General features: G+C 64.1%; 19 protein-coding genes. 14 read left to right on the plus strand and 5 right to left on the minus strand.

What is annotated here, in order from left to right:
• Positions 1-69 precede the first annotated feature (69 nt).
• Together cutA and dsbD are read left to right on the plus strand one after the other, a co-directional pair.
• Positions 70-402: a divalent-cation tolerance protein CutA gene (gene cutA / locus BG57_RS20565; protein ID WP_035967628.1), complete on the plus strand. Its 333-nt coding sequence runs from the start codon at positions 70-72 to the stop codon at positions 400-402.
• Positions 395-2,230, plus strand: a complete 1,836-nt coding sequence (dsbD, locus tag BG57_RS20570) for a protein-disulfide reductase DsbD (protein ID WP_035967720.1) — start codon at positions 395-397, stop codon at positions 2,228-2,230. The genes cutA and dsbD overlap by 8 nt, the downstream gene beginning before the upstream one ends.
• A 51-nt stretch (positions 2,231-2,281) precedes the next feature.
• Here the strand turns inward: dsbD and hemB are convergent, their stop codons facing one another.
• Together hemB and yihA are read right to left on the minus strand one after the other, a co-directional pair.
• Positions 2,282-3,280 carry a porphobilinogen synthase gene (gene hemB / locus BG57_RS20575; protein ID WP_035967629.1) on the minus strand — a complete coding sequence of 333 codons (999 nt, stop codon included), beginning with the start codon at positions 3,278-3,280 and terminating at the stop codon, positions 2,282-2,284.
• Positions 3,281-3,549: 269 nt separating this feature from the next.
• Positions 3,550-4,203: a ribosome biogenesis GTP-binding protein YihA/YsxC gene (gene yihA, locus BG57_RS20580; RefSeq protein ID WP_035967630.1), complete on the minus strand. Its 654-nt coding sequence runs from the start codon at positions 4,201-4,203 to the stop codon at positions 3,550-3,552.
• A 289-nt stretch (positions 4,204-4,492) separates the two neighbouring features.
• Here yihA and BG57_RS20585 point away from each other — a divergent pair, with 289 nt between their 5' ends.
• The 5 genes from BG57_RS20585 (at position 4,493) to msrQ (ending at position 10,552) form a co-directional block, all read left to right on the plus strand.
• Positions 4,493-5,167: a c-type cytochrome gene (locus BG57_RS20585; RefSeq protein WP_035967632.1), complete on the plus strand. Its 675-nt coding sequence runs from the start codon at positions 4,493-4,495 to the stop codon at positions 5,165-5,167.
• A gap of 175 nt (positions 5,168-5,342) precedes the next feature.
• The gene (locus BG57_RS20590) at positions 5,343-7,574 is read left to right on the plus strand and encodes a cytochrome c biogenesis protein ResB (RefSeq protein WP_035967633.1); all 2,232 of its coding nucleotides are present in this window, start codon (positions 5,343-5,345) and stop codon (positions 7,572-7,574) included.
• A gap of 4 nt (positions 7,575-7,578) precedes the next feature.
• Complete coding sequence (gene ccsB, locus BG57_RS20595) at positions 7,579-8,781, plus strand: c-type cytochrome biogenesis protein CcsB (RefSeq protein WP_035967634.1); 1,203 nt, start codon at positions 7,579-7,581, stop codon at positions 8,779-8,781.
• Between the two features lie 127 nt (positions 8,782-8,908).
• Complete coding sequence (gene msrP, locus BG57_RS20600) at positions 8,909-9,898, plus strand: protein-methionine-sulfoxide reductase catalytic subunit MsrP (protein WP_035967635.1); 990 nt, start codon at positions 8,909-8,911, stop codon at positions 9,896-9,898.
• 3 nt (positions 9,899-9,901) lie between these two features.
• Positions 9,902-10,552 carry a protein-methionine-sulfoxide reductase heme-binding subunit MsrQ gene (msrQ, locus tag BG57_RS20605; RefSeq protein ID WP_035967638.1) on the plus strand — a complete coding sequence of 217 codons (651 nt, stop codon included), beginning with the start codon at positions 9,902-9,904 and terminating at the stop codon, positions 10,550-10,552.
• A 57-nt stretch (positions 10,553-10,609) separates the two neighbouring features.
• Here the strand turns inward: msrQ and lysA are convergent, their stop codons facing one another.
• Together lysA and lptM are read right to left on the minus strand one after the other, a co-directional pair.
• A complete protein-coding gene (gene lysA / locus BG57_RS20610; RefSeq protein ID WP_035967639.1) occupies positions 10,610-11,872 on the minus strand; it encodes a diaminopimelate decarboxylase in 1,263 nt (420 codons plus the stop codon).
• A gap of 63 nt (positions 11,873-11,935) precedes the next feature.
• The gene (gene lptM / locus BG57_RS20615) at positions 11,936-12,259 is read right to left on the minus strand and encodes an LPS translocon maturation chaperone LptM (RefSeq protein ID WP_035967640.1); all 324 of its coding nucleotides are present in this window, start codon (positions 12,257-12,259) and stop codon (positions 11,936-11,938) included.
• Between the two features lie 35 nt (positions 12,260-12,294).
• Between lptM and cyaY the strand changes: the two genes are divergently transcribed.
• Positions 12,295-12,612 (plus strand): iron donor protein CyaY, encoded by a 318-nt coding sequence (cyaY, locus tag BG57_RS20620; RefSeq protein WP_035967641.1) that lies wholly within the window; start codon positions 12,295-12,297, stop codon positions 12,610-12,612.
• A gap of 43 nt (positions 12,613-12,655) precedes the next feature.
• Here the strand turns inward: cyaY and BG57_RS20625 are convergent, their stop codons facing one another.
• Entirely contained in the window at positions 12,656-15,067 is a 2,412-nt protein-coding gene (locus BG57_RS20625; RefSeq protein WP_035967642.1) for a penicillin-binding protein 1A, read from the minus strand.
• A gap of 251 nt (positions 15,068-15,318) precedes the next feature.
• Between BG57_RS20625 and pilM the strand changes: the two genes are divergently transcribed.
• The 6 genes from pilM to aroB all read left to right on the plus strand — a co-directional run bounded on the left by pilM (position 15,319) and on the right by aroB (position 21,082).
• Positions 15,319-16,320: a pilus assembly protein PilM gene (pilM, locus tag BG57_RS20630; protein ID WP_035967721.1), complete on the plus strand. Its 1,002-nt coding sequence runs from the start codon at positions 15,319-15,321 to the stop codon at positions 16,318-16,320.
• Entirely contained in the window at positions 16,317-16,967 is a 651-nt protein-coding gene (locus BG57_RS20635) for a PilN domain-containing protein (protein ID WP_052005912.1), read from the plus strand. The genes pilM and BG57_RS20635 overlap by 4 nt, the downstream gene beginning before the upstream one ends.
• Positions 16,964-17,854 (plus strand): type 4a pilus biogenesis protein PilO, encoded by an 891-nt coding sequence (gene pilO, locus BG57_RS20640; RefSeq protein ID WP_035967643.1) that lies wholly within the window; start codon positions 16,964-16,966, stop codon positions 17,852-17,854. The genes BG57_RS20635 and pilO overlap by 4 nt, the downstream gene beginning before the upstream one ends.
• Positions 17,855-17,880: 26 nt before the next feature.
• Positions 17,881-19,362: a type IV pilus secretin PilQ gene (locus tag BG57_RS20645; RefSeq protein ID WP_035967724.1), complete on the plus strand. Its 1,482-nt coding sequence runs from the start codon at positions 17,881-17,883 to the stop codon at positions 19,360-19,362.
• 83 nt (positions 19,363-19,445) lie between these two features.
• Positions 19,446-19,997 carry a shikimate kinase AroK gene (gene aroK, locus BG57_RS20650; RefSeq protein ID WP_035967726.1) on the plus strand — a complete coding sequence of 184 codons (552 nt, stop codon included), beginning with the start codon at positions 19,446-19,448 and terminating at the stop codon, positions 19,995-19,997.
• An 8-nt stretch (positions 19,998-20,005) separates the two neighbouring features.
• A complete protein-coding gene (gene aroB, locus BG57_RS20655) occupies positions 20,006-21,082 on the plus strand; it encodes a 3-dehydroquinate synthase (protein ID WP_035967727.1) in 1,077 nt (358 codons plus the stop codon).
• The last annotated feature ends 8 nt before the right edge of the window (positions 21,083-21,090 follow it).

Consider the following 21,090-nt stretch of genomic DNA (forward strand, 5'->3'; position numbering starts at 1 on the left):
TGAATGACGATGCGGGTCAGTCGCGAATGCTACGATATCAGGCGTGGTCCGAACTCTATGGAGCCGTAGGTGAATGTTCCTGTCGTTCTAATGTTGACGACACTGCCCGACGCCGAATCGGCGGGCGCGCTCGCGCAGGCGGTTCTCGAAGCACGGCTGGCCGCGTGTGTGACCAGGCTCGGTGCGGTGGAGTCGCACTACCACTGGAAGGGCGCGCTGGAATCGTCGGAGGAAGTGCAGGTGCTGCTCAAGACGAGCGTCGCGCGCAGCGAAGAATTGCAGCGCTTCATCGAGGCGCGGCATCCCTATGAAACGCCCGAATTCCTCGTCTGGCAGGCGGATGCGTCGCCGGGTTACGGTCAATGGGTCAATGCAGAAACGCAGCGTCCTCTTCATGTTTGAGCTTTCTCGTAGCGCCGCGCGTCGCGTCTTCGGCCCGTTCGTCCTGTTGATGATGTTTTGCGCGGTCATCGGTGTGGCGCGCGCAGACGACGACTTCCTCGATCCCGCCGTCGCCTTCAAGTTCAGCGCCTCCGAGCAGCCGGGCGAGGTCGACGTGCGATACAAGATCGCCGACGGCTATTACATGTACCGCGAGCGGTTCGCGTTCGCGGTGAAGAACGGTGACGCCATTATCGGCGCGGCGCAACTGCCGGCCGGAAAAGTCCACTTCGACCAGACGTTCAACAAGGACGTCGAGACGTATCGCGGCGAACTGGTCATTCGCATTCCGGTTGCTCAGGCGAAGGGACCGTTCGAGCTCGCTGTGACGTCGCAGGGTTGCGCTGAAAAGGGCATCTGTTATCCGCCGATGGAGCGCACGTATCGCGTGAAGGGCGCGGCGCTTCAGGCGGCGGGCGCGTCACCGTCGAAGCCCTCTGACGCCGATGCATCGCAATCCTGGTTCGATCGCGCGACGAGCGCTGACTACGCGCAGTCGATGCTCGAAGGCGGGGGATTCTTCGCCGTCGTCGGGTTGTACTTCGTCGCCGGGATGGTGCTGAGTCTGCTGCCGTGCTCCTATCCGATGATCCCGATCTTGTCGGCGATCATCGTCGGCGAAGGCGCGCGGGTGACGCGCTCCCGTGGGTTCGCGCTCTCAGCGTGCTACGTGGTCGGAATGGCGCTCGTCTATACCGCGCTAGGCGTGGCGGCGGCGCTGATCGGCCAGAGCCTCGGGGCCTGGCTGCAGAACCCGTGGGTGCTGGGCACGTTCGGCGTGCTGCTCGCGATCTTCGCGGTCGCGCTCATCTCGGGTATCGATATCGCCTTGCCCGAGCGGTGGCAAAGCAGCGTGAACGAGGCGTCGCAGACGCGCACTGGCGGCAAGTTCGCCGCGGTCGCCGTCATGGGTGCGTTGTCCGCGCTCGTCGTCGGCGCGTGCATGACGGCGCCGCTGTTCGCGGTGCTGGCGTTCATCGCGCATACCGGCGATGCGATGCTCGGCGGCGCGGCGCTATTCGCGATGGGCATCGGGCTTGGCGTGCCGTTGCTCGTCATCGGACTGGGCGCGGGTTCGATACTGCCGCGCGCCGGCGCCTGGATGGACAGCGTGAAAGTGTCCTTCGGCGTCGTGCTGCTTGCTGCGGCCTTGTGGATCGTCTGGCCGGTGGCTGGCGGTGCCGCGCGGATGTTGCTGAGCGCGCTGTGGCTGCTGATCGCGGCTGCGTCGCTTGGTTTTTTCGCGCGCGGCGCGGCAACGCCGGCGAATGTCTGGACGCGTCTGGGACGCGGAGTCGGCGCGGCGCTCGCCGTCTGGGCTGCGACGCTGCTTGTCGGCCTCGCGGCAGGCTCGACTGACCCACTGCGTCCGCTGGCGGTGCTGGCGTCGCGCAGTGGCGGACCAGCGACGAACGGTGCGCCGAACCAGGGGCCGATCTTCGCGCCGGTGCGTACATCGGCGGAACTGGATTCCGCGGTGAAGGCGGCCGCGCGCCCCGCGATGCTCGACTTCTATGCCGACTGGTGCGTGTCCTGCAAGGAAATGGAGAGCCTGACGTTCTCGGATGCGCGGGTCCAGGCGCGGCTCGCGCAACTCAATTTGCTGCGCGCTGATGTGACCGCGAACAGCGCCGACGATCAATTCCTCCTCAAGCGCTTCAAGCTGTTCGGCCCGCCCGGCATCATTTTTTTCGATGAGAAGGGCAACGAGGTGGCGCGGGTCGTCGGCTATGAATCGGCGGACAAGTTCCTGAAGAGCCTCGACAAACTGGGTCCTTCCAACGGATAAAAAAAGGGCGATGCCGCGAGGCATCGCCCTTTTCGCATCAACGGCGCAGATTTACTTCGATGCCCGCAGAATGCGCGCCGCGTCGAGCGCGAAGTACGTCAGCACGCCGTCCGCGCCCGCGCGCTTGAAGGCGAGCAGCGATTCCATCATCGCCTTGTCGTGATCGAGCCAGCCGTTTTGCGTGGCGGCCTTGATCATCGCGTATTCGCCGCTGACCTGATATGCATACGTCGGGAAGCGGAACTCGTCTTTCACGCGCCGCACGATGTCGAGATACGGCATGCCCGGTTTGACCATCACCATGTCCGCGCCTTCTTCGATGTCCATGCGCACTTCGCGCATCGCTTCATCGGAGTTCGACGGGTCCATCTGATACGTCATCTTGTTGCCCTTGCCGAGATTCGCCGCCGAACCGACCGCGTCGCGGAACGGGCCGTAGAACGCCGACGCGTATTTCGCGGCGTACGCCATGATGCGCGTGTGGATGTGCCCGTCGCTTTCGAGCATCTCGCGGATCGCGCCGATGCGGCCATCCATCATGTCCGACGGCGCGACGATATCCACGCCAGCTTCCGCCTGCGTGCGCGCCTGCTCGACGAGGATCTCGCTCGTTTCGTCGTTCTTCACGTAACCGTCTTCATCCAGCACGCCGTCCTGGCCGTGGCTCGTGTACGGATCGAGCGCGACGTCCGTCAGCACGCCGAGCGCCGGGAAGTTCTTCTTGAGTTCGCGCACGGCGCGCGGAATCAGGCCTTCCGGATTCGTCGCCTCGCGGCCGTCGGGCGTCTTGATGGACGGTTCGATCGCCGGGAACAGCGAAATCACCGGCACGCCGAGTTCGACGCATTGCTCGGCGACCTTCATCAGCAGATCGACGGACGTCCGCTCGACGCCGGGCATCGACGGAATCGACTGACGCTCATTCGTGCCTTCGACGATGAAAACCGGGTAAATCAGATCGTTCGTGGTGAGGATGTTCTCGCGCATCATCCGGCGCGAAAAGTCATCGCGACGCATGCGGCGCGGACGATGATGGGGATAGAAACTCATGACGTGACTCGATGTGATGTGCTTCGGAGGGAGATCGGAAACGTGATTCCGGGGCGCTCGAGCCATATGGGACAAGCCCGCCCGCGTCGCGGAAACGTTTTGAGACAATGGTATATCATACCGATCGAGCAACGCGCTTGCGCCGCGCTCCCCGCTTCTCCTCCCTGAGCGGGCGCCAATCGTTATGCGATTAGGCTGTTGACCCGCCGTTATGCGGCGGGTTTTTTATGTCTGCCTGCGCCGACGACCTGATCGCAGCGGTCGTGCCGTCACTCTGCCGCGTCGCCGGGCGCCGCCTGTTCAGGAATCAGCCAGCTCTCGATCAGTTCATGCGCTTCGTCGAGACCGGTGCGCTTGAGCGCCGAAAAAAGCTGCACGCTCAACTCACCGCGATACCCCGCCGCCTTGTATTCGCCGAACGCTTTCTGCGTCGCCCGCAGTGCGTTGGTCATCTCCTGTCGCGTCAATTTGTCGCACTTTGTGAGAAGCGCGTGGATCGGCTTACCGGTCGGCGCGAACCAGTCGATCATGATCCGATCCAGTTCGGTCAACGGACGGCGCGAATCCATCATCAGGATCATGCCGCGCAACTGCGCACGGCTTTGCAAATAGGTGGACAGCAATTGCTGCCAATGCGCCTTGGCTGCGCCCGGCACTTCGGCGTAGCCGTAGCCCGGCAAGTCGACGATATGCGCGACGGGCGCGTCCTTCGGACCGACCGCGAAATAGTTGATGTGCTGCGTGCGTCCGGGCGTCTTGCTGGCGAACGCAAGCCGCTTCTGATTGCAGAGGATGTTGATGGCGGTGGATTTGCCGGCATTCGACCGCCCGGCGAACGCGATTTCCGGCTGCGGAGTCGGCGGAAGGTCGCGCAGATGATTGACGGTAGTGAAGAAGCGAGCTTGATGGAGCAGAAATGACATTGGCGGGCGATCGAGAGAGAGGCGATGACTGAAGCCTTGAGAACCCCGGCAAATACTGGGCATGCCCCGACTGGCGTCTTTGCGTGTAGCGGGTTATTGTACAATACGACGGATTTTTAAAGACCCGCAGGGCGTAAGATCCAGGGCCGCAGGCGTTGCCCAACAAGGAGCGAGACAGTGTTCAGGGCGTCTTTGGAGCCCTGTCGTTCGGGTATCTTGCGGCATGTTCGGTTGCCGTCGTTTTTTGCAGAACCTCACATTCTCACAAGACGAAAAACAGGGTACGCGAATGAACCGACTGTACAGGTCTCTGGTGGTGCTCAAGGCGGCGGCGGCTTTCGGTTTCGGTGCAAGTTTGAGTGGGTTTGCGGTATCGGCGAGCGCGGCGGAGTCCGCCCAGCCGGCCAAGCCCGATGTCACGAGAGGGCAGGCCATCGCCACCCAGGTTTGCGCGGCGTGCCATGCGGCGGACGGCAACAGCGCCGGCGCCGCATTTCCGAAGCTCGCGGGCCAGCACGCGGAATACATCGTCAAGCAGTTGAAGGATTACAAGACGCAGCCGGGCGCGAAAGCGCCGGCGCGCAACAATCCGATCATGACGGGCATTGCGAGCGCGCTGTCGGATCAGGACATGGTCAACGTCGCCGCGTACTTCGCTTCGCAAAAGACCAAGCCTAACTATGCGCGCGACAAGAACACCGTCGCGCTCGGCCAGAAGATCTACCGTGGCGGCATCGCGGACAAGGGCGTGCCGGCGTGCGCCGCCTGTCACGGTGCAACGGGCCTGGGTATCCCGGTGCAATATCCGCGATTGTCGGGGCAGTGGGGCGATTACACCGCCGCGCAGTTGAACGCCTTCGCGCAGGGCACGCGCAACAATAGCGAGCCGATGCACGCCATCTCGTCCCGCCTCAACGATGCCGAGATGAAAGCGGTAGCGGATTACATCGCCGGATTGCATTAAACGCAGCACGCAGCGTCCAGCGGTTCCCGGCTGAAAAGCAAGAAAGCGCGGAATCGCCCATACTACGATACGAAGCCGGCCCACAGAGGCAGGCGCGAGAACAAGAAAAGGGTGGGACGTCGATCGGTCAGACCGTGGGCGTCTCCACCCTTTTTTGCTGTCAGCCGGAGTTTGAATGAGCGTCACCACATCGGGTATGCAGTCGAAGTCTAGCCGCCGCGCCATCAGGCATTTCGTCGAACTCGTGAGTTCGATGCGTTTCGCCATCGCCTTGCTGGTCATATTGGCAATAGCGAGCATCATCGGGACGGTGCTTACGCAAGAAGACCCGTACCCGAACTACGTCAATCAGTTCGGCCCGTTCTGGGCGGACATTTTCCGCGGCCTGAGCCTCTACACCGTCTACAGCGCGTGGTGGTTCATGCTGATCCTGATCTTTCTGGTGATCTCCGTGTCGCTGTGCGTGGTGCGCAATGGCCCGAAGATGATCGCCGACATCAAGAGCTGGAAAGACCGCGTGCACGAAGGCAGCCTGCGCGCGTTTCATCACAAGGGCGAGTTCGTGACGCCGGCGAATCGCGCGCAGAATGCGGCGACGCTCGAGCGCCTCGGCACGAAGATGGGCTACCGGTTCGTCCGGCGCGAGACGGACACCGGCGCGACGCTCATCGCCGGCAAGCGCGGCGCGCTCACGAAGATTGGCTATATCTCGGCGCACTTGGCGATCGTCGTCATCTGTATTGGCGGGCTGCTCGACAGCAACCTGCCGATCAGGCTGCAAATGTGGCTCTTCGACAAAACGCCCATCAACTCCAACGCCGTCATCAACGACATTCCGGCCGAGCATCGCCTGTCCACGTCGAACCCGACTTTCCGCGGTTACGCGTGGGTGCCGGAAGGGCAGTACGTCGGCACCGCGATTTTGAATCAGCCGGGTGGCTCGATCATTCAGGATCTGCCGTTCTCGATTCAGCTCGACAAGTTCATCGTCGACTACTACTCGACCGGCATGCCGAAGCTCTTCGCGAGCGATATCGTCGTGATCGATCACAAGAGCGGCAAGCGCATTCCGGCGCGTATCGAAGTGAACAAGCCGTTCACGTATGAAGGCGTGTCGATTTATCAGTCGAGCTTTCAGGACGGCGGCTCGAAGCTCGAAATGACCGCCTGGCCGATGGCCGGCGGCAGCGCAAAGACGTTGCCCGTGAACGGGACCATCGGCGGCACCGCGCCGATTGGCGCTCAGTTCGCGGGCGCGAAGGGCGAAACGGTCGAATTCACCGACTTCCGCGCGATCAACGTCGAAAACATGACGGACGGCAGCGGCACGCCGGACGCACGCGGCGTCGGCAAGAAGGAGACGCTGCGCGATGCGTTCGACGAGCGCCTCGGCTCCGGCGCGAAAACGTCGAAGCCGACCGATCTGCGCAACGTCGGCCCGTCGGTGCAATACAAGGTGCGCGGCACGGACGGCCAGGCGCGCGAGTACAGCAACTACATGCTGCCGGTCGATGTGGGCGGGCAGCGAATGTTTCTCGCCGGCATGCGCGTGAGCCCGAACGATTCGTTCCGCTATCTGCGCATTCCCGCCGACGATCAAGGCTCGGTCAAGCAATGGATGGAACTGCGCGCCGCACTCGCGACGCCCGCAACGCGCGCCGAAGCGGCGCATCGTTTTGCGCTGCGTTCCGTGCCGCCGACGAACATGGAGATGCAGAAGCATCTGGAGGAGAGCGCGACCCGTGTGCTTAACCTGTTCGCCGGAGCGGATGAAACCGGCGCGGCAGCCACGAATCCGCAGATGATTGGCGGCTTCCAGAGCATCGCGGGCTTTATCGATCGCTCGGTGCCGAAGGGCGAGCAGGAGAAAGCCGCGGGCCTTCTGATGCGCATGCTCGAAGGCGCGATGTGGGACGTGTGGCAGATTTCCCGCGAACAGAACGGCCTGCCCGCCGCGAAAATCGACGAGAAGAGCACCGCGTTCGTGCAGGCGTCGATCAACGCGCTTTCCGACAGCTTCCTGTACGGTTCTCCCGTCTTCCTGCAACTGGATACGTTCAAGCAGATCCAGGCTTCGGTCTTCCAGTTGACGCGCGCGCCGGGTAAAAAAGTGGTGTATCTTGGCAGCCTCCTGCTGGTGGTCGGCATTTTCTCGATGTTCTACGTGCGCGAACGCCGGCTCTGGTTCTGGCTCAAAGATACAGGACAAGGCGGCGCAAGCGTGCTGATGGCGATGTCCACCGCACGCCGCACGCTCGACTTCGAGAAGGAGTTCGAGCGCACGCGCGCCGCGGTGGCGGCGGCTCTCGGCGCATCGCCGGTCGATCCGGCTGCGGCGAACGCGCCCGTCGCCGCCTCGTCGCAATCGACATCCGAAGCTGCCAGCTCGGAAGTTTCATCACGGTAAGATCATGGACCTCACACAGACTTCCTCCCACGCCTCCGCCAAGACGGAACGTCCGGCATCCGGCCTTCCCGATGCCGGCGCGTTCGACGATCGTCCGTTCTTCCGCAAGCTCGGCGCGCTCGACTGGCTGTTCGCCCTCGCGATGGTCGCTGGCGCGGGCTTCGCGCTGAATCGGTATCACGCGTACATGGACGTGTACGACATGGCCGTGCTGATCGGCGCGGTGCCGACGTTCGTCGTCCTCGGCTGGCGCTGGAAACCGGTGCGCTTGCTGATTGCGTTGATCGCGGTACTCGCTTTGTCGTCGATTCAGCTTTATCAGCACGACCTCGCCCGCGCCGACACCAATTTCTTCCTCAAGTATTTTCTGTCGAGCCAATCCGCGATTCTGTGGATGAGCGCGCTCTTCATTCTTGCGACGCTGTTCTACTGGATCGGCCTGCTGACGCGCTCGCAGACGGGCGGCGCAATCGGTTCGCGCATGACGTGGGTTGCGGTGCTGATGGGCTTCACCGGTCTCATGGTGCGCTGGTACGAGTCGTACATGATCGGCAGCGACGTCGGCCATATTCCCATCTCGAACCTGTATGAAGTGTTCGTGCTGTTCTGCCTGATCACCTCGCTCTTTTACCTCTACTACGAACAGCATTACGCGACCCGCCAGATGGGCGCGTTCGTGCTGCTCGTGATCAGCGCGGCGGTCGGCTTCCTGATGTGGTATTCGATCGCTCGCGACGCGCAGCAGATTCAGCCGCTCGTGCCCGCGCTGCAAAGCTGGTGGATGAAGATCCACGTGCCGGCGAACTTCATCGGCTACGGCAGCTTCGCGCTCTCGGCGATGGTTTCGGTCGCGTATCTGGCGAAGCAGCGCGGCGTGCTGGCCGACCGCCTGCCGTCGCTCGAAGTGCTCGACGACGTCATGTACAAGTCGATCGCCGTCGGTTTCGCGTTCTTCACCATCGCGACGATTCTCGGCGCGCTGTGGGCGGCGGAAGCGTGGGGCGGCTACTGGAGCTGGGACCCGAAGGAAACCTGGGCGCTGATCGTCTGGCTGAACTACGCGGCGTGGCTGCACATGCGGCTGATGAAGGGCCTGCGCGGCGCGGCGGCGGCATGGTGGGCGCTGACGGGGCTCATCGTGACGACGTTCGCGTTCCTCGGCGTCAACATGTTCCTGTCGGGCTTGCACAGCTACGGCAAGCTTTGATCCGGCCGCATCGAAAGGAAAAAACCGCCACGCATCACGCTGGCGGTTTTTTTTCGTTCTAACGTGGAATACGGGCACCCGCCGTGCTGTTTGCACCGGTAACGACGAATGCAAAGGGAGTCGTCTCATGTGGATCAAACGTAATGGCGCGCTTTACGGCGACGACATCGACAGCAGCGAAATCACGCCGCGGCACGTATTCGAAAATCGGCGGCGCGTGTTGCAGTCGATGGGCGCACTCGCCGCCACGGGCCTCGCCGGCGCGAGCGGTTTCGCGCACGCGACGCTGACTTCACCCGATGCCAAAGGCCAGAAGCTCTCGGCGACGACGAACCCGAAGTTCGTCGCGCTCGACAAGCCGACGTCGCTCAAGGACATCACGACGTACAACAACTTCTACGAGTTCGGCACCGACAAGAGCGATCCCGCGCAGCACGCGAGCACGCTGCGTCCGCGGCCGTGGAAAGTGTCGGTCGAAGGCGCGATCAAGAATCCGAAGGTGTATGACATCGACGAGATGCTCAAGATCGCGCCGCTGGAAGAGCGCGTCTATCGGCTGCGTTGCGTCGAAGGCTGGTCGATGGTGATTCCGTGGATCGGCGTCTCGCTGTCGGAACTGATCAAGCGCGCCGAGCCGACGGGCAACGCGAAATACGTGCAGTTCATCAGTCTGGCCGATTCGTCCCAGATGCCCGGGCTGTCGACGCCCATCCTCGATTGGCCGTACTCCGAAGGCCTGCGCATGGACGAGGCGATGAACCCGCTCACGCTGCTGACCGTCGGCCTATACGGGGAAGTGCTGCCGAACCAGAACGGCGCGCCGGTCCGGATCATCGTGCCGTGGAAATACGGCTTCAAGAGCGCGAAGTCGCTGGTGAAAATCCGCTTCGTCGAAAAGCAGCCGCCGACGAGCTGGAACACTTACGCGCCGAGCGAATACGGCTTCTATTCGAACGTGAATCCGAGCGTCGATCATCCGCGCTGGAGCCAGGCGACGGAGCGGCGCATCGGCGAGGACGGATTCTTCGCGCCGAAACGCAAGACGCTGATGTTCAACGGCTACGGCGATCAGGTCGCATCGTTGTATCAGGGCATGGACCTCAAGAAAAACTTCTGAACCATGCCGACCGCATCTGAAATCAAACGCGCTACCGCCGCCGCACCGCAGACTCGAAACTGGATCGCGCCTGCCAAGGTCGCCGTCTTCATCGCGATGCTTTACCCGTTGGCGCGCATCGTCGTGCTTGGCATCACGTCAGGGCTGGGCGCGAATCCGATCGAATTCATCACGCGCTCGACCGGGCTCTGGACGCTCGTCTACCTGTGCATCACGCTCGCCGTCACGCCGGTGCGACGCCTGACGGGCGTGACCGCGCTCGTGCGCTTTCGCCGCATGATCGGGCTGTATGCATTCTTTTTCGCCGTGCTGCACTTCACGACCTACATCTGGTTCGACAAGTGGTTCGACGTGGCGGAGATGCTGAAGGACATCGGCAAGCGGCCATTCATCACGGTGGGCTTCGCGGCGTTCGTGTTGCTGATTCCGCTCGCGGTGACATCGCCCAAGGCGATGGTGAGGAAGCTCGGCCGCCGCTGGCAGACGCTGCATCGCACGATCTATCTCATCGCGGCGCTCGCCATCCTGCATTTCTGGTGGATGAAGGCAGGCAAGCACGATTTCGAATTGCCCAAGATCTACGGCGCAATCGTGATCGTGTTGCTGGGCTGGCGCCTGGTCGCGTGGCTTCGGGCGCGGAACGCACGCACGTAAAAAAAGCGACGCTCGTCGAGCGTCGCCTTCGTTCTTTCGTCGACCGCGTGAAGCGGCTCAGTCCGGCAGAATCGATTCCCCGGCGAACAACTGTTTGACCTCTTCGCGCGCTCGCACGACACGCACGCGCTCGCCGTCCACCATCACTTCGGCGGCGCGCGGGCGGGTGTTGTAGTTCGAGCTCATCACGAAGCCGTACGCGCCCGCGGAGCAGACCGCGAGCAGATCGCCCGGTTCGACGGCCAGATCGCGATCGCGCCCGAGCCAGTCGCCGCTTTCGCAGACCGGACCGACCACGTCGTACTTGTGCGTCGGCGCATCGCGCTTCGCGACCGGGACGATGCGGTGAAACGCCTCGTACATCGCGGGGCGCGCGAGATCGTTCATCGCGGCATCGACGATGGCGAAGTTCTTCTCCTCGCCCGGCTTCAGAAATTCGACACGCGTCAGCAAGATGCCCGCGTTGCCGACGAGCGAGCGCCCCGGCTCGAAATACACTTCGCGCTGGCCGTGGCCGCGCTTCTCGATGTGATCGAGCAACGTGCGCACGAAATCGCCGATATCGGGCGGAGTCTCGTCGTCGTACGTGATGCCGAGGCCGCCGCCGACATCAACGTGCCGAATGCTCATGCCGTCCGCTTCGATCTGTTCGACGAGTTCGAGCAGCTTGTCGATGGCATCCAGATACGGGCTGATTTCCGTAATCTGCGAGCCGATGTGGCAGTCGATGCCGACCACGTCCAGATTCGCCATCGCGTGTGCGGCGCGGTAGGTCGCGCGCGCGTCGCTGAAAGCTACGCCGAACTTGTTCGACTTCAGGCCCGTGGAGATATACGGATGCGTCTTCGCGTCGACGTCCGGATTCACGCGCAGGGAAACCGGCGCGCGCTTGCCGAGCGATTGCGCCACGTCGTTCAACGCATGCAGCTCGGGAATCGATTCCACGTTGAAGCACTTCACGCCGGCTTGGAGCGCTTCGCGCATTTCCGCCGCCGTTTTGCCGACGCCCGAAAACACCGTGTTCCGGGCTTTCCCGCCGGCAGCGAGCACGCGCGCCAGTTCTCCCGACGACACGATGTCGAAGCCCGCGCCCAGACGCGCGAACACATTGAGGACGGCGAGATTGCTGTTGGCCTTCACCGCGACGTGAACGCTCGCGCGGCGGCCGCCGCACGCATCGGCGTAAGCGCGATAGGCGCGCGTCAGCTCGTCGCGGGAATAGACGTAGAGCGGCGTGCCGAACTGCTGCGCGAGCGACGCGGCGGAAACGCCTTCGGCGTGAAGTGCGCCGTCGACATAATGGAATGCGGAATCACTCATGCGTGTGCGCGGGTGGAATCGGGATCGGGTTCGGGATGCGCCGGAAGGCACACAGGCTTGCTGTCAGTACGCGGACGAAGCCGCTTTCGGTGCGGCGGCGGGCGTCGATTTCAGGTCCGTCTCGGGTGCGAGCGAGAGCGCGTCGCCGGACGTATCCGGAATGTCGCCGGATGCAGCGCGGGCCGGGTTGGCGCGCGAGGCGGTTTCGTCGTCGGGAGTCACGTCGGAAGGCGGCGTATCCTGCAGATTGTCAGGACGCTGCGGCATGGGAGGCACGACGGGAAGATAAAGCGGACCGCGTTGCCCACAACCGCCGAGCGTGACTGTGGCCGCGGCGCAAACGCTGACAGCCGCTACAATCGCGCTCATCCTGAAAACAACTCGCATGACCGTCCCTGTACATAGAATCGATGGAGTTTAGCATGACAGACCAGGAATACCTGACGTTGGCGGAGGCCGTGCTGACCGCGATCGAGCGCGATGTGGACACGGCCGAAGCCGACATCGAATTCGAGCGAAGCGGCAATGTGCTGACGCTGGAATTCGAGAATCGCACGAAGGTGATCGTCAACTTGCAGCCGCCGAAGCACGAAATCTGGCTCGCGGCGAAGTCGGGCGGATTCCACTACAAATACGTCGATGGTCAGTGGCGCGACACCCGGGACGACAGCGAGTTTTTCGCCGCGCTGAGCAAGTATTCGACCGAGCAGGCAGGCGAGCCGATCCGCTTTTCAGCGTGACCGGCTCGTGAGGTGAGGGAAAAGCAGACGGTGTGGAAAAGGGCTACTGGCCCTTGAACAGATTCATGATGTCCTGCTTTTCCTGCTCGCCGACATCCGGCGTCGGCGCGGTCACGCCCGACACGCCGCCTTCCTGCGGCGGCGCCTGACTTACCCCGATCGTCGCGATGAAGCCGTGGCCCGGCGTCATGTCGTCGTAGTACAGCTCGCCGCCGAGCGATTTCACATCGGGCGGCATCATCGGCCTGTACTCGGGCACGCCTTGCAGCGCGCGCGTCATGTATTCCATCCACACGGGCAGCGCGAGACCGCCGCCGGTTTCGCGGTCGCCGAGACTGCGCGGATTGTCGTAGCCGATCCACGCGATCGCGACGAGCGAACGCTGATAGCCGGCGAACCACGCATCGCGCGAATCGTTCGTCGTGCCGGTCTTGCCGGCAAGGTCGCCGCGCTTCATCTGATTCGTCTTCGCAGCCGTGCCGTGCTGCGCAACACTTTGCAGCAGGCTGTTCATCACGAATGCATTGCGCGGCGTGATGGCGAGCGGCGCGCTGCCCTGCGCGACGAGCGGTTGCGGATGCGACACCACGGCGCCACGCGGGTCGGTGATATCGGCGATCAGATACGGATTCACGCGATAGCCGCCGTTCGCGAACACCGCATAGCCCGACGCCATCTGCAGCGGCGTCACGAGGCCCGCGCCGAGCGCCATCGGCAGATACGCCGGATGACGGTCCGCATCGAAGCCGAAGCGCGTGATGTACTGCTGCGCGTACTTCGTGCCGATGTTGTTCAGGATGCGGATCGACACCATGTTCTTCGACTTCTGCAGCGCGGTGCGCATGGTCATCGGGCCGTCGAAGCCGCCGCCGTAGTTCTTCGGCTCCCACGCCTGGCCACCGGTTTCGGCGGCGCTGAAGAAGAGCGGGCCGTCGTTGATGATCGTCGCCGGCGACAAACCTTTCTCCAGCGACGCAGAATAAATGAACGGCTTGAAGCTCGAGCCCGGCTGACGCCACGCCTGCGTGACGTGGTTGAACTTGTTCTTGTTGAAGTCGAACCCGCCGACGAGCGCGCGGATTGCGCCGTCCTGCGGCACGAGCGAGATCAACGCGCCTTCGACTTGGGGCAGTTGCGTGATGGACCAGTCGCCGTCGCTGCTTTTCGCGAGCCGCACGATCGCGCCCGGACGAATGCGCTGGTTCGGCTGCGCACGCGGCGAAAGCGCGTTCGCGACGAAGCGCAGATCGTTGCCGGTGATGGTGGCCACGTTGCCGTCGATGAAGCTCGCCTTCACTTCCTTCGGACTCGCCGACGTCACGACCGCCGCGACGATCTCGCCGTTGTCCGGATGCTCGGCGAGCGCATCGTCGATGGCCTGTTCACGGTCATCCGCGTCCGCCGGCAGATCGATGAAACCTTCCGGCCCGCGATAGCCATGACGCCGTTCGTAGTCCATCAGGCCTCGGCGCAGCGCGTGATAGGCGGCGTCCTGATCGGCGGAATCGATCGTCGTCACGACGTTGAAGCCGCGCGTATAGGCTTCTTCGCGATATTGCGCGTACATCATCTGCCGGACCATTTCCGCGACGTATTCCGCGTGGACACTGAACTCGCGCCCCTGTCCCTTCACGATGAGCGGCTGTTTCACCGCCGTCGCGTACTCTTCCGGCGTGATGAAGTTCAGCTCGCGCATCCGCTGAAGGATGTACTCCTGCCGAACCTTCGCGCGCTTCGGATTCACGACCGGGTTATATGCCGACGGCGCCTTCGGCAGACCCGCGAGCATCGCCGCTTCGGCGAGCGTGATGTCCTTCAGGTCCTTGCCGAAATAGACGCGCGCCGCGCTCGCAAACCCGTACGCACGCTGTCCGAGATAGATCTGATTCATGTACACCTCAAGAATCTGATCCTTCGTCAACGCACGCTCGATCTTGTAGGCGAGCAGCATCTCGTAGATCTTGCGGGTGTACGTCCTTTCGCTCGACAGGAAGAAGTTTCGCGCGACCTGCATCGTGATCGTGCTCGCGCCTTGCGACGCATGCCCATTCGACAATGCAACCGTTCCCGCGCGCACGATGCCCATGACATCGACGCCGCCGTGATCGTAAAAACGCGCGTCTTCGATTGCGAGCACGGCTTTCTTCAGGCGATCGGGCACTTCCTGAATGCGCACGACGCTGCGGCGTTCCTCGCCGAATTCGCCGATCAGCACGTGATCGGCGGTGTAGATGCGCAGCGGCACTTTCGGCCGATAGTCGGTGAGCGCATCGAGCGATGGCAGGTTCGGCATCGCCACGATGAGCGCATAGCCGAACACCAGCGCAATGGAGACGATCAGCGCGAAAACGCAGACGAGCGAGCCTAAAAGCAGCCGCGCAAACCACGAACGTCGAGGCTTTATCGGGCCTTCGGGCGGCGTGGCCGGCGGATTAGTCGGGGAAGAGGATTGCATAGCACCACCAAAAACAGTCCCGGGATTATAGCCGTCCGGGTTTCGGGAATTTCCTAGGCACTCGGGTAACAGTCCAATGCAATCCGCGTCGCTTTTCCTGTTGCCAAGATACGCGCGATGTCCCGCGAAAACATCGTGTCATCGCTCGCGTTAGCCGTTCGGCCGAATGTTCGCCGTGTGCCGCCTTCACGAGAATTCGTGCATCGAAAGCGCGCGAATGTTTCGGCGCGCGAGTGACGGAAGGAGTGGACATGAAGAAGGAAAGCGCCTTGCGCGGCGCGGTGCTGACGGTCACGCGCCGGTTCGCGGCGGGTATCGACATAAGCGAGGACGCAGTGCGGCTCGCGGTTCTCAGCCGGCGGCTGAAGCGGGATTCGACCGTGTGCGTCGAGCATCTGGATGCGGTTCCAATCGCGGCGGGGGCGGTGGTGGGCGGCGATTTCGTCGATCGCGCGGCCGTCGCTGCGGCGTTGCGCGAAGCGGTCGAACGCATGCCGCAGAACGGCGCGTGGAGCGCGCTGCGCTGTTCGATGGGCCTCCCCGCATCGGCGACGCTGACCACACGGGTGCCGCTCGCGCGGCTGATCGAGGCGCGTCAGCCGGACGTGCCGGATATCGGCAGCGATCCACGCGGCTTGCTCGAGCCGGCGGTGCTCGCCGAGGCGGAGCGCGCATCGGGCATGGAGCGCGGCGCGCTCGCAGTCGACTGGTCCGTCGAGGCTCGCGACGACGGGAACGCCTATGTGACGATCGCGGCGACGGCCAGGCGGCACGTCGAGGCGCGCGTGGAAACGGCGGCGGCAGCGGGCATCGCGTTGTGCGCCATCGACGGCGAACCGGCCGCGGCCCTGCGCGCGATGCGTCATTCGGGCCGCGTCGAACTGGACGCCGATGCGCGCTATCTCGCTTGCTGGCTCGAAAGCTCGGGGCTGCACGCGTGGGTCGTGAGCGCCGGCGAAGTGGAGAGCGAGGCGCGCTATCCCGCGCCGGAATACGTGAGCATCGCTGACGCGCTGCGCCATCTGGCGGGCGAAACGACGCCGATCGACTGCGCGTACGTCGGCGGTCAGACGCACTTGCTGACGAACGCGGGCCTTCCGCTGCCGGCGCTGGCGAAGATCGTCGGCTGCCCCGCGCTGCCCTTCGAGGCTGCGCCGTATTGCAACGGCGCGTCGGAAATCGATGCCGCGATGAAGCATTCGCCGCTTTTCGCCACCGCGTTCGGACTCGCATTGCGCGAGGTGCTGCAATGACGAGCGCCGCCACCATCGACGGCTTCAATCTGCTGCCTTACCGGTCTCGCAACCGTCGTGCGCTGCGACGGCAGCGGCTCGCGATCCTGGCCGTCGCAAGCCTCGCCGGATGCGCGGCTGTGGGAAGCGTCGCGGGCTGGGACGCCTTCGAGCGCACGCGTCTGGATGAACGGCGTATCGCACTGGAAGCGACGCTGCGCGCATCGAACGCGGCTATCGACGAACACGCGCGCCTTCTTCGCACCGAGGCCGAGCGTCGCCGGGCGCGTGACGCGGCGCAACCGCTCGCCGGACCGCGCGACCGGTTCCTCGCGCTGCTGGAAGCGCTCGCGGATGCGCCGTCGCGCACGGACGTCGTTCTCCAACGCATTTCCCAGCGGGCCGATGAAGTCGAGCTTGCCGCGCTCGCCCCGGATTCCCAGACGGCGGCGCGCTGGCTCAAACGGCTGGAGGACTTGCGCGGCGTGCAATCGGTCGAGGTCGTGGAGATGAAGCGGCGCGTGGAAACGGGGCCATCCGCGAAGCGCGATGCGGTCGCGCCGGCAATCGATCGCTATGAATTTATCGCGCTGGTGCGCTATGCGCCGGCTGAAGCGAAAACCACGGCCGCACCGGCGAAAACATCAATGCAAAGGAAACCGCAATGAACACCCTGACGATGACTGTCCCCGGGGGCTTGCGCTCGCACTCGCACGGGCGCGCCCGCACTCCGCTGCTGCGACCGCTGCACGCGTGGTCGACGCGCCGCACGGCTCTTACGGCGCTCGCGCTTTTCGTATGCGTGTTCGCGCTGGGCGTCGAAGGCTGGCTCGCTTCGGGCCTGAGCCAGCGCGATGCCGCCCGCACCGCGCTCGCCGCAACCCAACGCAAAGCGGACGATGCCCGCGGAATCGTCGCGGCGTTGCCGGAACTACGCGCGCGCATTGCGGCCACGAGCATGACGCCCGCCACCTGGACCGCTGCCGATGCGCTTCACGCAGTGGCCGCACTCGCTGCGCAGAGCGGACTGCGCGTGACGGAGATCGAGCCGCAATCGTCGGCGAAAAGCGGAGCCCGGACGTCAACGCAGCCGGCAACGGAACGCGCGCTCACCTTCCGGGCGGACGGCGCGTTTCCCGAAGTTCGCCGCTTTCTGGAGGCGCTCGCCGGCCTGCCGCGCCTGATCGTGCCGGAGGCTGTGCAAATCAAGCGTCAGGCCGGCGCGGTGACGATCGATGCGACACTGCGCATCCACGAAACGCTGCCTGCGGTGCCGCTTTCGGAGCCCGCGCGCACGAACGCCTTCATCGTCGATCCGTTCGGCAGGGACGGCGCAACCGGTCTCGCTCGTGATGCGGGCATGCTGCTCGTCGGCACGATGGTGGCGCGCCACCGCGCGATGGCGCTCGTGCAGAGCGCGAAGAACGTCGACCACTACGAACCGGGACAGCAGATCGGCGACGAGCGGCTCGAACGCGTTCAGCCCCGCGCGATACAGCTTGCAAGCGGCGAGGGCGCGTCGCGGATGCTGACGTTCGCGGAGGATCGCAAGTGAGCAAGGCGCTATGCATCTTCCGCGCGATGAGCGTCGCGGCGATCATCGTGGCGCGTGCGGCAACGGCGGCCGACGTCGGCGATGCGCCCGTCGCGCCGTTGCCGCCGCTACCGGCAACGCTGGATACGCTCCCGACGGATCAGTTCGCAATCGATACGGCCATTCCGCTGGCGCCACCGCCGCCGCCCCAAACAACGGCCACGGCAAGCGCGGAAAAGCCCGCTGCCGAATCCGCCGAGCCGCTCGAAGGACCGCCGGTGCCGCTGCGGCAACTGGAACGCCTCAGCGGAACGAAGGCCGATGACGGCAAGCCGATCACGCTCGACCTTAAAAACGCCGACCTGAGCGCCGCGCTGCAAGGCTTCGCGCGCTTCACCGGCCTCAACATCATCGCGAGCGAGAAGGTGCGCGGGCTGGTGTCGATCAATCTCGTCGCGGTGCCGTGGCGGCGCGCGTTCGACACGCTTCTCGAGGTCAACGGCCTGGCGATGGAGCAGCACGGCAACGTGATCTGGGTCGCGCCGCTCGCCGAACTCGCGGCGCGCGAGAAGTTGCGCTATGAGGCGCACGCGCGCGCGGCGGAACTGGAGCCGCTCGCAAGCCGCACCTTCACGTTGCGCTATCCGCGTGCCGAAGACGTGCGCAAGCTGCTGACCGGCTCGGGCACGCAGCGCGTGCTGTCGAAGCGCGGCTCCGCCATGGCCGACGCGCGCACCAATCTGCTTTTCGTCACCGATCTCGACGCTCGCGTGCAGCAGATCGCCGAGCTGATCGCATCCATCGACAGGCCGACGCCGCAAGTGATGATCGAAGCGCGCATCGTCGAAGGCGAGACCGGGCTGTCGCGCAACCTCGGCGTCAAGCTGGGCGTCGCGCCGACAGGAGACTCCGCGCGCGGCATCGCGGGCGGCAAGGACGGGGTGGTATACGATCTGTCGGCGCGGCCGCTCAACGGTTTCGACGCGGCAACCGCTGGGCTCACGCTTTTCGCCGCGCAGGCCACGCGGCTGCTGGACATCGAACTCAGCGCGCTCGAATCCGAGGGGCGGGGACAGATCGTGTCGCGACCGCGCGTCGTGACGGCGGATCGCGTGAAGGCGATCGTCGAACAGGGCACGGAGCTGCCGTATCAGGCGAAAGTCGGCAATGGCGTCTCGGGCGTGCAGTTTCGGCGCGCTGCGCTCAAACTGGAGGTCGAGCCGCAAATCACGCCGCACGGGCACGTCATTCTCGATCTGGATGTCGCGAAAGACAGCGTCGGCGAGCAGACGGCGGCAGGGCCGGCCATCAACACGAAGCACGTGCAGACGCGCGTGGAAGTGGAGGATGGCGGGACCGTGGCGATCGGCGGCATTTATTCAGAAGACGAACGGGTCGATGTCACCGGCGTGCCGGGATTGTCGAAGCTGCCGCTGATCGGCTGGCTGTTTCGTCACGACGCGCGGCGCAAGTCGCAGAGCGAGCTGGTCATCCTGATCACGCCGCATGTGGTGGCGGCGAAGGGATGACGCGGGGCGCGCGACTCGACAAAGCGGGCGGTTTGCCCTTAAGCTGCCGCACGAACAAATTGCATATTGTCAAAGGATCAAGGTTGCAGGAAGGGCACGCGAACGCGAACATCTTCTTCGTCGGACTCATGGGGGCGGGTAAAACCACCGTGGGCCGTGCGGTTGCGCGCCGTTTGCAGCGCTCGTTCATCGATTCCGACCTGGAAATCGAAGCACGCACCGGCGCGCGGATACCCGTGATCTGGGAACTCGAAGGCGAGGCCGGATTCCGCCAGCGCGAAGCCAACGTCATCGACGAGTTGTCGCAGAAGAGCGGCATCGTGCTCGCGACAGGCGGCGGCGCGGTGCTGCGGCAGGAGAATCGCGAACATCTGAGGAATCGCGGCATCGTCATTTATCTGCGCGCGAATCCGCACGATCTCTGGCAGCGCACCCGCCGCGACAAGAACCGGCCGCTGCTTCAGACCGAAGATCCGCGCGGCAAGCTGGAAGCGCTGTTCAAGACGCGCGATCCGCTCTATCAGGAATGTGCGCATTTCGTCGTGGAGACCGGGCGGCCGACGGTCAACGCGCTCGTCAACATGGTCCTGATGCAACTGGAGGTGGCCGGCGTCATCAAGTCGGCTGAGTCATAATGTCCGCCATGATTACAGTCAATGTCGAACTGGGCGAGCGCGCCTATCCCATTCATATCGGTGCGGGGCTGATCGGGCGCACGGAGCTTTTTGCGCCGCATATCAAGGGCTCGTCGGTGGCCATCGTCACCAATGCGACCGTCGATCCGCTCTATGGCGATGCGCTGCGCGCCGCGCTCGAACCGCTCGGCAAGAAAGTGACGACCGTCGTTCTGCCCGACGGCGAAGCGCACAAGAACTGGGAAACGCTCAATACCATCTTCGACGCGCTCCTCACCGAACGCGCCGATCGCAAGACGACGCTCATCGCGCTCGGCGGCGGCGTCGTCGGCGACATGACCGGCTTCGCGGCGGCCTGCTACATGCGCGGCGTGCCGTTCATTCAGGTGCCGACCACGCTGCTTGCGCAGGTGGATTCGTCGGTCGGGGGCAAGACCGGCATCAATCACCCGCTCGGCAAGAACATGATCGGAGCGTTCTATCAGCCGCAGGCTGTCATCGCCGATATCGCCGCACTGCACACGCTGCCGGAACGCGAACTGGCCGCGGGCATCGCGGAAGTCATCAAGACGGGCGCGATCGCCGATGCCGGTTTCTTCCACTGGATCGAAGCGAACATCGGCGCATTGAACAGCCGCGACGAAAGCGCGCTCGCGCATGCGGTCAAACGTTCGTGCGAGATCAAGGCATCGGTTGTGGCGTCGGACGAACGCGAAGGCGGGCAGCGCGCCATCCTCAATTTCGGCCATACGTTCGGCCACGCCATCGAAGCCGGGCTCGGCTATGGCGAATGGCTGCACGGCGAAGCGGTCGGTTGCGGCATGGTCATGGCGGCCGACTTGTCGGTGCGCCTCGGCAAGCTCGACGACGCCGCACGCAAGCGGCTGGTGCGCGTCATCGAGGCGGCGAAGCTGCCGGTCGTCGGCCCGAAGCTGGGCGATGACCGCTACGTCGACCTGATGAAAGTCGACAAGAAAGCCGAAGCCGGCGAAATCAAATTCATCCTGCTGACTCGTTTTGGCGCGACGGAGATCACGAGCGCGCCCGATCAGGCCGTGCGTGCGACGCTCGCAGCTAGCGTCTGAGCGCCACG

The organism is Caballeronia grimmiae, from assembly GCF_000698555.1.
GTDB classification, from domain to species: domain Bacteria; phylum Pseudomonadota; class Gammaproteobacteria; order Burkholderiales; family Burkholderiaceae; genus Caballeronia; species Caballeronia grimmiae.

Excerpts from the sequence above, each read along its gene's own strand:
- dsbD (WP_035967720.1), top strand. The coding sequence starts at position 395 with ATGTTTGAGCTTTCTCGTAGCGCCGCGCGTCGCGTCTTCGGCCCGTTC.
- hemB (WP_035967629.1), bottom strand. The coding sequence starts at position 3,280 with ATGAGTTTCTATCCCCATCATCGTCCGCGCCGCATGCGTCGCGATGAC.
- yihA (WP_035967630.1), bottom strand. The coding sequence starts at position 4,203 with ATGTCATTTCTGCTCCATCAAGCTCGCTTCTTCACTACCGTCAATCAT.
- BG57_RS20585 (WP_035967632.1), top strand. The coding sequence starts at position 4,493 with ATGAACCGACTGTACAGGTCTCTGGTGGTGCTCAAGGCGGCGGCGGCT.
- BG57_RS20590 (WP_035967633.1), top strand. The coding sequence starts at position 5,343 with ATGAGCGTCACCACATCGGGTATGCAGTCGAAGTCTAGCCGCCGCGCC.
- ccsB (WP_035967634.1), top strand. The coding sequence starts at position 7,579 with ATGGACCTCACACAGACTTCCTCCCACGCCTCCGCCAAGACGGAACGT.
- msrP (WP_035967635.1), top strand. The coding sequence starts at position 8,909 with ATGTGGATCAAACGTAATGGCGCGCTTTACGGCGACGACATCGACAGC.
- msrQ (WP_035967638.1), top strand. The coding sequence starts at position 9,902 with ATGCCGACCGCATCTGAAATCAAACGCGCTACCGCCGCCGCACCGCAG.
- lysA (WP_035967639.1), bottom strand. The coding sequence starts at position 11,872 with ATGAGTGATTCCGCATTCCATTATGTCGACGGCGCACTTCACGCCGAA.
- lptM (WP_035967640.1), bottom strand. The coding sequence starts at position 12,259 with ATGCGAGTTGTTTTCAGGATGAGCGCGATTGTAGCGGCTGTCAGCGTT.
- cyaY (WP_035967641.1), top strand. The coding sequence starts at position 12,295 with ATGACAGACCAGGAATACCTGACGTTGGCGGAGGCCGTGCTGACCGCG.
- BG57_RS20625 (WP_035967642.1), bottom strand. The coding sequence starts at position 15,067 with ATGCAATCCTCTTCCCCGACTAATCCGCCGGCCACGCCGCCCGAAGGC.
- pilM (WP_035967721.1), top strand. The coding sequence starts at position 15,319 with ATGAAGAAGGAAAGCGCCTTGCGCGGCGCGGTGCTGACGGTCACGCGC.
- BG57_RS20635 (WP_052005912.1), top strand. The coding sequence starts at position 16,317 with ATGACGAGCGCCGCCACCATCGACGGCTTCAATCTGCTGCCTTACCGG.
- pilO (WP_035967643.1), top strand. The coding sequence starts at position 16,964 with ATGAACACCCTGACGATGACTGTCCCCGGGGGCTTGCGCTCGCACTCG.
- BG57_RS20645 (WP_035967724.1), top strand. The coding sequence starts at position 17,881 with ATGAGCGTCGCGGCGATCATCGTGGCGCGTGCGGCAACGGCGGCCGAC.
- aroB (WP_035967727.1), top strand. The coding sequence starts at position 20,006 with ATGATTACAGTCAATGTCGAACTGGGCGAGCGCGCCTATCCCATTCAT.